The sequence below is a fragment of the Rhizobium sp. BIGb0125 genome (assembly GCF_024810055.1).
Classification (GTDB): Bacteria; Pseudomonadota; Alphaproteobacteria; order Rhizobiales; family Rhizobiaceae; genus Agrobacterium.
Window position 1 is genome coordinate 551,708 of the sequence record NZ_JANUDV010000003.1, and the last position, 12,748, is coordinate 564,455.

The 12,748-nt window shown below is 57.3% G+C and carries 13 protein-coding genes and 1 other annotated feature; of the genes, 6 read left to right on the plus strand and 7 right to left on the minus strand.

The window, feature by feature from the left end:
- Positions 1–55: 55 nt before the first annotated feature.
- From M2418_RS10985 to M2418_RS11005, 5 genes are all read right to left on the minus strand, one after another.
- On the minus strand, positions 56–589 hold the full coding sequence (locus M2418_RS10985) for a peroxiredoxin (protein ID WP_259146452.1): 534 nt from the start codon (positions 587–589) through the stop codon (positions 56–58).
- A gap of 42 nt (positions 590–631) precedes the next feature.
- On the minus strand, positions 632–1,120 hold the full coding sequence (locus tag M2418_RS10990) for a pyridoxamine 5'-phosphate oxidase family protein (RefSeq protein ID WP_259146453.1): 489 nt from the start codon (positions 1,118–1,120) through the stop codon (positions 632–634).
- Positions 1,121–1,153: 33 nt separating this feature from the next.
- Positions 1,154–3,001 (minus strand): PAS domain-containing protein, encoded by a 1,848-nt coding sequence (locus tag M2418_RS10995; RefSeq protein WP_259146454.1) that lies wholly within the window; start codon positions 2,999–3,001, stop codon positions 1,154–1,156.
- 280 nt (positions 3,002–3,281) lie between these two features.
- Complete coding sequence (locus tag M2418_RS11000) at positions 3,282–4,682, minus strand: MATE family efflux transporter (RefSeq protein WP_259146455.1); 1,401 nt, start codon at positions 4,680–4,682, stop codon at positions 3,282–3,284.
- A gap of 221 nt (positions 4,683–4,903) precedes the next feature.
- On the minus strand, positions 4,904–5,917 hold the full coding sequence (locus M2418_RS11005) for a YeiH family protein (protein WP_259146456.1): 1,014 nt from the start codon (positions 5,915–5,917) through the stop codon (positions 4,904–4,906).
- Positions 5,918–6,021: 104 nt separating this feature from the next.
- On the opposite strand from M2418_RS11005, the gene M2418_RS11010 reads away from it, so the two are divergent.
- The 6 genes from M2418_RS11010 to arsK all read left to right on the plus strand — a co-directional run bounded on the left by M2418_RS11010 (position 6,022) and on the right by arsK (position 11,520).
- Positions 6,022–6,888 (plus strand): LysR substrate-binding domain-containing protein, encoded by an 867-nt coding sequence (locus M2418_RS11010; protein ID WP_259146457.1) that lies wholly within the window; start codon positions 6,022–6,024, stop codon positions 6,886–6,888.
- 119 nt (positions 6,889–7,007) lie between these two features.
- On the plus strand, positions 7,008–7,544 hold the full coding sequence (locus tag M2418_RS11015) for a DUF2569 domain-containing protein (protein WP_259146458.1): 537 nt from the start codon (positions 7,008–7,010) through the stop codon (positions 7,542–7,544).
- A 25-nt stretch (positions 7,545–7,569) separates the two neighbouring features.
- Complete coding sequence (locus M2418_RS11020; protein ID WP_259146459.1) at positions 7,570–8,127, plus strand: DUF2569 family protein; 558 nt, start codon at positions 7,570–7,572, stop codon at positions 8,125–8,127.
- Between the two features lie 61 nt (positions 8,128–8,188).
- Positions 8,189–8,244 (plus strand) — a sequence feature (sul1 is cis-regulatory element that is thought to sense ions involved in sulfur or methionine metabolism; They are found in Alphaproteobacteria).
- A gap of 77 nt (positions 8,245–8,321) precedes the next feature.
- On the plus strand, positions 8,322–9,809 hold the full coding sequence (locus tag M2418_RS11025) for a SulP family inorganic anion transporter (protein ID WP_259146460.1): 1,488 nt from the start codon (positions 8,322–8,324) through the stop codon (positions 9,807–9,809).
- Positions 9,810–9,958: 149 nt separating this feature from the next.
- The gene (locus tag M2418_RS11030; RefSeq protein WP_259146461.1) at positions 9,959–10,300 is read left to right on the plus strand and encodes a helix-turn-helix transcriptional regulator; all 342 of its coding nucleotides are present in this window, start codon (positions 9,959–9,961) and stop codon (positions 10,298–10,300) included.
- Positions 10,301–10,320: 20 nt separating this feature from the next.
- On the plus strand, positions 10,321–11,520 hold the full coding sequence (gene arsK / locus M2418_RS11035; protein ID WP_259146462.1) for an arsenite efflux MFS transporter ArsK: 1,200 nt from the start codon (positions 10,321–10,323) through the stop codon (positions 11,518–11,520).
- 79 nt (positions 11,521–11,599) lie between these two features.
- On the opposite strand, the gene arsH is transcribed toward arsK, so the two are convergent.
- Both arsH and arsC read right to left on the minus strand, forming a co-directional pair.
- On the minus strand, positions 11,600–12,340 hold the full coding sequence (gene arsH, locus M2418_RS11040; protein WP_259146676.1) for an arsenical resistance protein ArsH: 741 nt from the start codon (positions 12,338–12,340) through the stop codon (positions 11,600–11,602).
- On the minus strand, positions 12,315–12,743 hold the full coding sequence (gene arsC / locus M2418_RS11045) for an arsenate reductase (glutaredoxin) (RefSeq protein WP_259146463.1): 429 nt from the start codon (positions 12,741–12,743) through the stop codon (positions 12,315–12,317). The genes arsH and arsC overlap by 26 nt, the downstream gene beginning before the upstream one ends.
- Positions 12,744–12,748: the final 5 nt, after the last annotated feature.

The following is a 12,748-nucleotide window of genomic DNA, read 5'->3' on the forward strand; positions in this document are numbered from 1 at the left end:
TTGAAGGATCTCCTTCAAGGAGATGGTGACAGGCTTTGGTGGCATGGGATGTATCTTACGTCCGGCTGCGCAGCCAGTCGATGACGTCTTGCGCGTTTTTCTCCGGTGGAAAGACCGGGTAAAAGACATGGGCGATGCGGCCATTTTCGATGATCATGGTCAGACGTTTGAAAAGTGTCAGGCCAGCCGCATCAAAGGTTGGCAGGCGCAAGGCATCCGCCAGAGACAGGCCGCTATCCGACAACAAGGGAAATGGCAAATGCAGCCTTTCGGCGGCCTCTTTCTGGTAGTCCGTTGTCTGGGTTGAAAGGCCAAACACCCTTGATGCGCCGAGTTGTTTCAGCTCCGCAAAATGATCCCGGAAGGCGCAGGATTGCGGTGTGCAGCCCCGGGCGCCAGGTATGGTGTCCCAGCCATCAAGCGCTGCGCCATCCGGCGGACTGGTGCGCGGATAGGCATAGATGACCGTCAAGCCGGGCTGGTTGAGGGAAACGCTTGTACCATCGGTGGCTGGCAGCGTGAGTTCAGGCACGGCCATGCCCTTCAGGTGGGACGCTGCGCCATCATCCTGTGGGGCTGGTGTTGTCATTACCGTAATCCTTCCTCTTTTAGGCCTGCCAGAAGACAGTGCTTATTTCTGGATTGGCGTGACACCATAGGTATCATAGGCGCTTTGCATGCGCTGCTGGTCGCTGCGTTGCGGAAACAGTTTGTAGCTGGGTGCCCAGATGCGGGAAATGCGGCTGATTTTGATGGCGATGACATGACGGATGGGAAAATCATCGCCCGCCATGCGCAGCAAGTCTGCGCCGAGATGAGCAAAATCCGGGTCATCAGACGCAATTATTCTGGCTATGCCGACAATCTTGAAACCGCGCTGGCGAAACACATCAACAAAGCTGACGCAGGCGGTTGCATGGGCGTGGAGATTGCGCACCGTGTGGGTGGAGGCAATATCTGCCACCACAATATGGTCGTCCCCATAAGAGCCGAAGATTTCCTTGGGGCTGACATTGGGCGTGCCATCGGCATCGACAGTGGCCAGCCAGCAGAGAACGGAGTTCTCAATGTCCGTTTTCACCGCATCGTTTAACCGGTGGCCGCTCTGCGGTTCGTTCATGACAGTTTCTCCGACATCGGCAGTCAGCCAGGATCATTCGTGAAGGATTTTGCCGACCAGATTAAATCGTACACCTGACGGCAGGTAGGACAAGGTGCAGGCACCTTCAAAATACGGGGCGACGCTGCGTTCTATCAGCCGCGAGCCAAAGCCCTTTTTCTTCGGTGCAACGACGGTGGGACCGCCCACTTCCACCCAGTCGAAGACGAAATCGCCATCCTCGCTGACCGACCACTGAATTTCTATGGTTCCTTCAATGACCGACAGTGAGCCATATTTGGTGGCATTGGTGGCAAGCTCATGAATTGCCAGCGATAATCCCAGCCCCTGCTGCGCCGAAAGGCGGATGGATGGACCAACAAAGGAAAAGCGGTCACCGCCACCGAGATAGGGTTTCAGCGCCATATCCAGCACTTCGCGGATATCTGCCGATGCCCAGTTGGTATTGGTCAAGATGTCCTGCGCGCGGGACATGGCAGAAAGCCGTGCGGAGATGACCTCCTGTGCCAGGCTGGTGTCATCGGCATTGCGCAGAGATTGGCTGACAATGGCCTGTACCATGGCCAGCGAGTTCTTGATGCGATGGGAAAGCTCGTTGGTAAGTTCGCGCTGGCGGGCTTCCACCGCCTTGATTTCCGAGATGTCCTGCACCAGCGTATAAAAGCCTTCAACCTTGCCACTGCCGCTGACACGCGGAATATACTCCACGCTGATGTCGCGGTGCGAGGTCGTGGAATACGGCATGCGCTGTTCGAAATGCAGGCGCTCACCGGCCAGCGCCGCATCAACCCAGTGCTTGACCTTGGCGTAGGCATCCGGCCCAACCACCTCAAGCAAGGTCTTGCCGATGAGCGATTCCCGCTTTCTTGGAAACCAGGTCTCATAGAACTTGTTGACGAACTGGTAGCGCTCTTCCTTGTCGACATAGGAGATAAGAACCGGCAGCGCATCGGTGAGTGTTTGCAACTCTCGCTCACGAACGGACAATGCGCGCTGGGCTTCGATATGGGCGGTCACTTCATGGCCACCGACGAATATGCCAGTGACATTGCCGGTTTCGTCATGCAGTGCCTGAAACACGAAATCGATAAATCGATCCTTTGCCTCGCCTCCAAGCCTGACCTTCATGCCGGAGGCGGAAAATGCATTGCCCTCGGCATAGACCCGGTCCAGTACTTCGAAGACGCCCTGTCCTTCCAGTTCAGGCAGTGCCAGCTTCGCCGGAAGGCCGATAAGGTCCCGTCCACCGGTAATATCGCGGTACGCATCATTGGCATATTCATAGATGTGGTTTTCGCCGCGCAGAACGGCGACAAAACCCGGCATTTTCTGGAACATCGTCTGCTGTTGCTGCGCCCGTTGCGTGAGGCGACGTTCATTCAGCACAACATCCGTGACGTCAGAGACATTGATGAAGATACCGCCGATGCTGCCGGTTTCGGTTCTGATCGGCGTGTAGGCGTAGTCCCAGAAGGTTTCAACGCTTTTGCCTGACCGGCTGAAAGTCATTGGCTGCCGGCGTTCGCTCAGTCCTTCACCCGCCATGACACGCTTGAGCCTTTCGCCCACGGCAGGAAACAATTCCGGCCATACATCGGCAGCAGGTTTTCCCATGGCGGCGGGATGGCGTTCGGCCAGCACCGGCACATATGCGTCGTTGTAAAACAGTATGTTTTCCGCGCCCCACAACACCGCACAGGGTGCGTTGGAACCGAGGCAGATCGACAACGCGGCCTTCAAGGCTGCGGGCCAAGTCGACGCATCTCCGACAGATGTTGCCGCCCAGTCAATGGAACGGATGAGTTGACCTGCCAGCCCGCCTGAACCAATGAAGGCGAAGACACCGTCTTGCCCGTTATATTCCGCGTCTGATGTCATCATCTGGCAGTGGCGCTCCGTGGCCCATTACACTTCATATTCAGTTTGTTAGCAGGAGGAACGCGTGCTGTCACCGCAGACCTCGGTCCCTTAAGATTTGTAGTCTTGCGTACAAACGGCAAGGCTTGTGCAACGACTCATTTTGCAATTTTAAGACGTTACAAAGTAAGCAATTTTGCCCCGCCCGCAATGGCGGGCGTTGGCAGTTGACATTTGGTCGCAGCGATTTGCCCGGGTTCCGGCGGCAGCGAACCGCCGCCGGAGGTCAAATCCACCTGCCCCGCTAGCTGACGCCCCCGAGCCGTGCGGCCCGATTGTCTGTTTTTACAAGCAGCCAGATGGCTATTGCCGTGACGATGGCCTCCGCTGCCGGATAGGCAAACCAGATGGAATTTGCCGTGGTCAACAAGGCCAAAGCTATGATGAGACCCGGTAACAGGACGAAGGATTTGGTCAGGGTGAGCAAGCCAGCCCGGGCGGGTTGGCCAATGGCCTGACAATAAAGCCCGAACATAAAGACCGGCCCTGACAGCAGGTAAAGCGCCATCATTGGCAGCACTATGCGGCTGACTTCAGCGATAACCTGCATGTCCGTCATGAAGATTGACGCCACGACATGGGATTGGGACAGCAGCACAAGTTCCACCACCGCGCCGTAAACAAGGGCCGTGGCGGCGGCAATGGCTGCCACACGTCCGGCACGATGATAAAACCCGGCACCGGCATTGTTACCGGCGATGCTTTGCATGGACAGGCCAAGCGCCATCATGGGCAGGAAGGCAAAACCGAGAATGCGGGTGATGACACCATAGGCGGCCATGGTGTGCAATTGCCCCTGGCCCTGTTGTATCTCGCTTTGGTGTGCCGCGCCTTGCTGCGACAAGACGGCCAGCACACAGGTTGCGGTAAAGGCCATGCCAATGAAGCTGAGACTGACCGGTGCGCCAAGCGCCACAAATTGCCGCCAGTTGCCAACCCAGCCGTGCTGCCACAGGCTGGAAAGCGGCAGCAAGGTGGGGCTGCGTCTGCGCCCTTCCAGCAACAGCGCAAGGCCAATGATTTGCGCCAGCACCGTGCTGCAGGCAGAACCCGCCACGCCCAAACCGCACAACACGATAAGCACGTAGTTGAGCAGAATGTTGAGCGCGGTGACACCCAGCGACAGCAATGCCATGCTGCCGGCCCGCCCTTCATTGCGCCAGGCATCGGCATGCAGGGCCAGCACGAATTGCACCGGGCTGCCTGCCAGCGATATCATAAGAAATTGCCAGACCATGTCTGCCACGACAGGATCGGCACCGGCCATGTGGCGCGCAAAGGCCGGACCGCCCAGCAGAAACATCAGCGCAAGTGCCAGACCCAGAACCAGCGCAAGTCCGTGAGCGCTGGCAAAGGTGGCCGCGGCGTCTGCCCTGGCGCCACGCCCCAGCTGGCGGGCAAACATGCTGGACATGCCGCTGCTGACCAGTGTCGACAGGGCAATGGCCAGCATGAGCACGGGAAAGGATATGCCAATGGCGGTGATGGCATCTGCCCCGACAAACTGACCGAGAAAAGCGGCATCGATGATGCCGAGCAAGCCGTTCATGGTCATGACCACCGCCATGGGAATGGCTGTTGTGGCGAAGACCTTGCCCAAGGGCGCGGTCAGGAAATGATTATCCGGTGATGGTCTTTGCGACATCACTCACTCCTCAGATGAGGCATTTCGATATGTGATGGGAGCCTGCGTTGCCACCAACGAAATGCATCGAGGGTGAGAAGGGTTTTAAATCGGGCTTCACCGGGACATTACGTCTGCAGGCGGCAGGTGCACGAAACCTTGACCACCGGAAAACCATTTTCCCCTGACTTTGTCAATTCCGCCGGGGCGGCAGACCGCCCCTGCCCTTGTTTCAGATACGCTTATTGCGCATGAAACATCATCAGCCCGGCGACACCGAGTGCACCCAAAGCGGCAAGCGACAGGATGCCGGCCACCAGCACCCGGCCGCCAGAGGCAAAGACCGTGCGCATGTTGACCGACAGACCAAGGGCCGCCATGGACACTGTGGTGAGAATGGCCGAGCCGCCCTTGGCGACATCCACGGCAGTATCAGGAATGATGGCAAGGCTGCGCAGGCCCATGGTGAGGAAAAAGCCGATGATGAACCACGGCACCAGACGGGCAAGTGACAGCCGTTCTCCCTGCATGGCGGCACCGCCCTTAAACAGGCGCAACAGCAGCACGACTGGCCCCAGCATCAACACGCGCATCAGCTTGACCAGCGTGCCGATCTGCACACTGGCGGCACCGACCGGTGCGGTGGCGGCCAGCACCTGTGGCACTGCATAAACCGTCATGCCGGCAAAAACGCCATATTGCCATTCACTGACCGGGAAAACCGGAAACAGCGATGGCAGCAGCAGCACGACCACCACGCCAAGGGCAGCGGTAAAGGCAATGGAGGCTGCGACATCATCCGACTTTGCACCGATGACCGGGGCTGCGGCGACAATGGCCGAATTGCCGCAGATGGAGGTGCCGCAGGCAACCAGCGTTGCCAGCTGGTCCGGCAGGCCCAGCAAACGGCAGAGGCTGTAACTGGCAATCAGCGACAGGATGACCGTGCAGGCCACCACGCCAATCATCAGGCTGCCGGCATCGGCAATGGTGGCAAGGCTGACCGACGCACCCAGCAGCACGATGGCAATTTCCAATACGAACTTGGCGGAGAAATCGACCCCGGCCTTGAGGAACGGCGCAAGGCCGAAACAGGTGTGCAGCAGCGTGCCAAGAATGATGGCAATGACCAGGGCATCCACCAGTTCATGACCCAGCACGGCCTTTTCAACCGCAACCAGCCCCTGCGCGGCAAAAGTGATGCCAACAGCAAGAACAAGACCGGGGCCAATTTCCAACAGAGACCGAACAGGCAAAATAAACTCCCAAATCACTTACATCTGAGAGAATATTCATCCACTTCGTTTGCGTATATCGAATAATATTTGACATTTCATTCGATAAAAACGAACGATTGCTCATGACCTTTGAACAGCTGATAATTTTTGTCGCCACCGCAGAACGGCAACACCTGACGCAAGCCGCCAACGCGCTGCGGCTGACGCCCTCTGCCGTCAGTGCTTCCATCAAGGCGCTGGAGACGTTTTATGCCGTCAAACTGTTTGACCGGGTTGGGCGCGGCATTCAGTTGACCCGAGAAGGCAGAGTGTTGCTGAAAGAAGCCAAGGAAACGCTGGCGCGGGTGAAAGAAACCGAGTCGGTGCTGGCGGAGCTTGGCAAGCTGAACACCGGCAGCCTGGATGTTCAGGCCAGCCAGACCATTGCCAATTACTGGCTGCCTTCGCGGCTCTTGGGGTTTTCCGCCAGCTATCCCGGCATTCAGCTGAACATGACGATTGGCAATACGGCAACGGTTGCGGCAGCTGTGATCAACGGCGATGCGGAACTGGGCTTTATAGAAGGTGCGCTGGATGAGCCCCTGCTTTCCACCGCCACGATCACCAGCGACAAGTTGGTGGTGGTGTCCAAGGCCGGCGCTGTCCAGCAAGATGATGCGCTGACGTCGCTGAAATGGATCATGCGCGAACAGGGATCCGGCACACGGTCCGTGCTGGAACAGGCACTGAAAGAGCAGGCCATCGACCCGCACGCGCTGGACATTCGTTTCGTGCTGCCCTCCAACGAGGCGCTATTAACCGCCGTTTTGCAAGGCGGCTGCGTGACCGCGCTGTCGCAGATGATCGTGTCGCCTTTCCTGGAAAACGGCCAACTGCAGGTGCTGGATTTTGACCTGCCGCCACGCCGTTTTACGCTGCTGCGCCACAAGGAAAGGCACAGAACGGCCGTGGCACGGGAGTTTGAGGCCTATTGCCACGTACATGCCTGAACCAAGGATTGAACCAACGATCGGTCTGATAACGCACGAACCCGCGCCAAACACATCCGCACGTTTGTGTTTTATTCACGGTTGCAATAGATGGTTGCGCTGATAATTTTGGGGGAATCATGGGCGCTTTTTCAATCTTTCACTGGATCATTCTGCTGGCGATCATTGGTGGCATCGTCGGGCTTGTGACGTCAGGTCGAAAGTATGGACCGGACGGCAAGCCTGAACTGCGCGGTATCGGAGGCTGGTTGGCCGTTCTGGCCGTTTGGCAGGTTTTGATCACCATCCAGATGCTGGGCAACGCGGCAGACATGTCGAGCGCGCCTGATAGCCTCATCAATATACCGGGCGCGAGTGTGGCAGCCTATTTCGAGCTTGCGCTTAATCTGTGCCTGGCAACGGTCATTATCGCCACAACCTTCACGCTTTTCAAAAAACTACATGTGTTCAAGCGCATGTTCTTCTTCCAGTGGTTGGCATCACCGATCGTGCTCGTCCTCAACCTCACATTTATCTCTGTCGCGCTTGGGATACCGGCAGAGCGATTGCTGACTGGCGAGATGGTGCTTCAACTGATCGTCAATCTGATCATTGGCGGTCTATGGCTGTTGTACATACGCGTTTCGGTGCGTGTGAAAAACACCATGGTGAACTGAGGGACGGCGGTCAGTCGGGGGAATTATGGGCGCTTTTTCTATCTGGCACTGGATCATTCTGCTGGCCATCCTTGGCGGCATAGCGGTGATTGTCAGAAAATCGCGCAGCGCGCGGGCCACGGACAATACGGACCCCACCAAGGGCAACTCGGAGCTTGAGGGTATTGGCGGCTGGTTGGTTGTCTTGCTGGTGCTGCAGACCTTTGGCATTTTGAACATCGTACTTTCGGCGCATCTAAATTTCAAAGGTTATGACGGACTGTGGGACGTTCCCAACATAAGCTTTGTCATTTTTACCGACGTTGCCATGAACATTGTGCAGCTGGCGCTTGGGTTGACCGTTCTTTGGGCGGGCCTCAACAAAAAGCGGATCTTCGTTGATCTGTTTTTCTATCAATGGTTGTTAACGCCAGTGCTGTTCATCCTCGGCCTTGCCATTGCCGGTAGCCTGCTGGGCGGTGGTTTTTCCGATCTGTTGACCGTAGGCGAACTCCGCGAGCTGTTTCCACAGGTCTTCTTTGGCGGTCTTTGGGTCTGGTACACACGCGCCTCAGTGCGTGTGAAAAACACCATGGTGAACTGACGGACGGTCTGCACACGCTTTGTTGCATCTGCCCGTGATCCACGCTAATAAAACGCATCCACAAGGACCCGGTGAAATTCCGGGTGGCTCTTCTGGCCGCCGATCCGCCAGACAACACAGCAACGCAACTTCATCATTGTTTATGGACCCGACTTCGGTTTGGCCCGTTGCCCCTTACTGTGAAAACCAAAATCATGATCAATTTTTCAGCCTACCGTCGGGAATGGTTCTCGAACATTCGTGGCGATATTCTCTCTGGCATTGTTGTGGCGCTTGCGCTTATTCCAGAGGCTATCGGCTTTTCCGTTATTGCCGGCGTTGACCCACGCGTTGGCCTTTATGCCTCGTTTGCCATTGCCTGTGTGAGCGCCATTACCGGCGGCCGCCCGGGCATGATTTCTGCCGCCACGGCCGCAACCGCCGTGGTCATGGTGACGCTGGTGAAAGAACACGGCCTGCAATATCTGTTTGCCGCCACCATCCTGATGGGCATCATCCAGATCATTGCCGGGCTTGCCAAAATTGGCCGGGTGATGCGCTTTGTTTCCCGCTCCGTGATCACAGGGTTTGTCAATTCGCTGGCCGTGCTGATCTTCATGGCGCAGTTGCCAGAGCTGATTGGCGTGCCGGTTGCCACCTATGTGATGATTGCCGGGGGTCTGGCCATCATCTACCTGTTTCCTTACATTACCAAGGCGGTGCCCTCGCCGCTGGTTTCCATCGTCATCATTACCCTCATCGTGTGGTTTACCGGCATGGATGTGCGCACGGTGGGTGACCTTGGCGCGCTGCCCGACAGCCTACCTCATTTCATGATACCTGATGTGCCGTTTACGCTGGAAACGCTGCAGATCATTTTCCCATACTCCATAACGCTTGCGGCAGTTGGCCTGCTGGAAAGCCTGCTGACGGCGCAGATTGTTGATGACATGACCGACACGCCCAGCAACAAAAGCCAGGAATGCCTTGGCCAGGGTGCCAGCAATATTGCCTCGGCCTTTATTGGCGGCATGGGTGGCTGCGCGATGATTGGCCAGTCGGTCATCAACGTGTCCTCCGGCGGGCGCGGACGCCTTTCCACCTTTGTGGCCGGTGCGTTTCTGCTGTTTCTGATCGTGGCGTTGAATGACCTGGTGCGGATTATCCCCATGGCCGCACTGGTGGCGGTGATGATCATGGTATCGATCGGCACCTTCAAATGGCGCTCGGTGCTGGACCTCAGGAAAAACCCGCTTTCCTCCTCCATCGTGATGCTGGCGACCGTGGCAACGGTTCTTATGACCCATGATCTGGCCAAGGGCGTGATTGTGGGCGTGATGTTGTCTGGCATTTTCTTTGCCGGAAAGGTGGCCAAGCTATTCAGCGTCAAGGCGTCACCGAAAGACGCAAATGGCACCGTGACCTATACGGTTGAAGGGCAGATTTTCTTTGCCTCGGCGGAGAGTTTCATATCCGCATTCGACTTTGCGACACCGGCCGACAAGGTGAAAATCGATGTGAGCCAGGCGCATCTGTGGGACATTACCGCGGTTGGTGCACTGGACAAGGTGGTGATCAAATTCCGTCGCAACGGCACGGATGTCGAAGTTATCGGCTTTAACCGCGCCAGTGCCGACATGATTGACCGCTACGCCCTGCACGACAAGGCGGAGCGCGAAGCGGCCAGCGCTTCGCTGCACTAAACCAAGTGGCGGTTTGAGAGATGAAACCGGGGCGGATTTCGCCCCGGTTTTTTGTTTCCTGAAATTGCTTGAGCCAAAGCCGTCGGCCACTTGCCGAAGACCATCATCTTCGCTAAATCTCATTTCAATAGTTCAAGGATTATTGAAAAATGGAAGAAATGCAGGCGCTGGCCGCATTCGGGGCTTTGTCTCAGGAAACACGGCTGAAGATTGTGCGAATGCTGGTGGTGGCCGGCCCTGAGGGCATGGCAGCCGGAGCAATTTCCCAGCAGCTGGACGTATCGCCCTCCAACCTGTCCTTTCATCTCAAAGAGCTGGACCGCGCCGGGCTGATTGCGCAACAACGCGAGGCCCGTTCCATTATCTACACCGCCCGTTTTGATGCGCTAGGCGGGCTGGCGCGTTTTCTTCTGGAAGATTGCTGCGCGGGAAATCCGGACATTGCCGGGTCGTTCGAGCAGGCCCCAGTCTCTAATTCCAACGACTTATAAACCGGCAAAGGAATAGGTCATTGGCCGCAAACAGGGTTCCGGCAGGTGTTGTTTCTGCCCTTGGTGTCACGCAGATCGTCGGTTATGGCACCCTTTACTACTCCTTCAGCATTCTGGCGCCGGCAATGGCGAGTGATTTGGGCATAAGCCTGGAGCAGGTGTTTGCGATCTTCTCCATTGCCCTGTTCATTGGCGGCCTGTCTGCCCCGTTCATTGGCAGGCATATGGACCGAATTGGTGCGGCAAGCGTGATGACGCTGGGCTCTGCCCTTGCAGCGCTGACCCTTGCAGCCTGCGCATGGTCGCCTTCCGTTGCAATTTTTGCGCTGACGATTGTGCTGATGGAGGTGTTTTCCGGCATGGTTCAATACCAGGCCGCCTTTGCAACGCTTGTGGAAAGCCAGCCCCGCACAGCCTCGCGCAGCATCACCTACCTGACACTGGTGGCCGGTTTTGCCTCCACCATATTCTGGCCGATTGCCGCCATGCTGACGGCCTATCTATCCTGGCGGCAAATCTATGTGGTTTTTGCCGTTCTGAACCTCACCGTGTGTATGCCGTTACATTACTGGATAAAACGAAGCGGAAAGAAGGACGACCAGCAGAACAGAATTGGAAACGGCGACGCAGTGCCCGGCGCGCTTGCGCCACAGGCCCGACGTCGCGGCATTGTGTTGGTTTCCCTTGCCTTTTCTCTGACGGGTTTTACCATTGCGTCCATTCTTGCCCATATGGTGCCAATGCTTGGAGCAATCGGCCTTGGAAGTGCTGCGGTGGCCATTGGCGCGCTGTTTGGCCCTGCACAGGTGTTGAGCCGCCTGATCAACATGGTTTTTGGGCAACGTTTAGCGCCGCCTGCACTGGCGATAGTCTCCGCCAGCTTCATCGTGCTTGGTGTGGTTGTTCTTGGCTTGTCTGGCGACTGGTTGCCCGGCGCGGTGGCCTTTGCAATCTGTGTTGGGCTTGGTTCCGGCATCAACAGCATCGCGCAAGGCAGTCTGCCGCTTTATCTGTTCGGATCTGCCGGTTACGGCGCAATAACCGGCAAGATGGCCGGTGCGCGGCTGGCAACGGGAGCAGCGGCACCATTTTTATTTGCCGCCGCCATGGACCGAATTGGAACCACCCTCTCCCTGTTCGTGATTTCAATGATTGGCGCGCTTGGCATCATCGCCTTCATGGCAGTTGCTGCATCTGTGCGGGACAAAAGCGCCATCTGACAGGCGGCGGAGCGACGGTTGGCCGCGCACCCCGCGCGTCGGCACCTGAACAGATCAGGTGCTGGCTGACACTGTTTGCCTATATCGACTTCAGCGACACGCGCTTTTCCAGCTCCAGCGCCTGTTCCTTGCGCTCGCTGTAACGGTCTGTCAGGTAGGACGAGGCATCCCGCGTGAGAAGCGTGAACTTGACCAGTTCTTCGCAGACATCCACCACCCGGTCATAATAGGACGATGGTTTCATGCGGCCATCGGCGTCAAATTCCTGATAGGCTTTGGCGACCGATGACTGGTTGGGAATGGTGATCATCCGCATCCAGCGGCCGAGAATGCGCATCTGGTTGACCGCGTTAAACGACTGGCTGCCGCCGGACACTTCCATGACAGCAAGGGTTTTGCCCTGCGTGGGGCGAATGGAGCAAAGCGACAGCGGTATCCAGTCTATCTGCGCCTTCATGATGCCGGTCATGGCGCCGTGACGCTCCGGGCTGACCCAGACCTGGCCTTCCGACCACTGCGTCAAATCCCGCAATTCCTGTACCTTGGGGTGGCTGACCGGCGCTTCATCTGGCAGTGGCAGGCTGGCGGGATCAAAGATTTTGACCTCGCAGCCCAGTTCCTCCAGCAGCCGGCCAGCCTCTTTCGCCAAAAGGCGGCTGTAGGACACCTCGCGCAGCGAGCCGTAAAGGATGAGAATGCGCGGCTTGTGCGTGGAAAAGGCTGGACGCAGGGCATCAATATCTGGCTGGTGAAGATGCGGCAGTTGCAGAGCGGGGAATGGATCAGACAATGGATCAGACAAGGCGCTTTCCTTCCTGATCGAGAACCTGTTCGCCGTCTTCCTTGAAGAAGGCTCCGCTGAAACTGTCCGGCAGGATATCCAGCACCAGCTCGGACGGCCGGGCGAGCCGTGTGCCCAAGGGCGTAACGACAAAGGGTCGGTTGATGAGGATGGGATGCTGCAGCATGGCCTCCAGCAAATCGCTGTCGGTCACATCTGGATTATCCAGCCCCAACTCGGCGTATGGCGTGCCCTTCTCTCTCACCGACTGACGGACGGTCAGGCCGGCATCCGAGATGAGCTTTTCCAGCTGCTGGCGCGATGGTGGGTTGCTGAGATAATCAATCACGTCAGGCTCAATACCGGCGGCGCGGATCAAGGCCAGCACGTTGCGCGACGTGCCGCAGGCCGGGTTGTGATAAATCTTGGCGTCCATGATCATGTCCT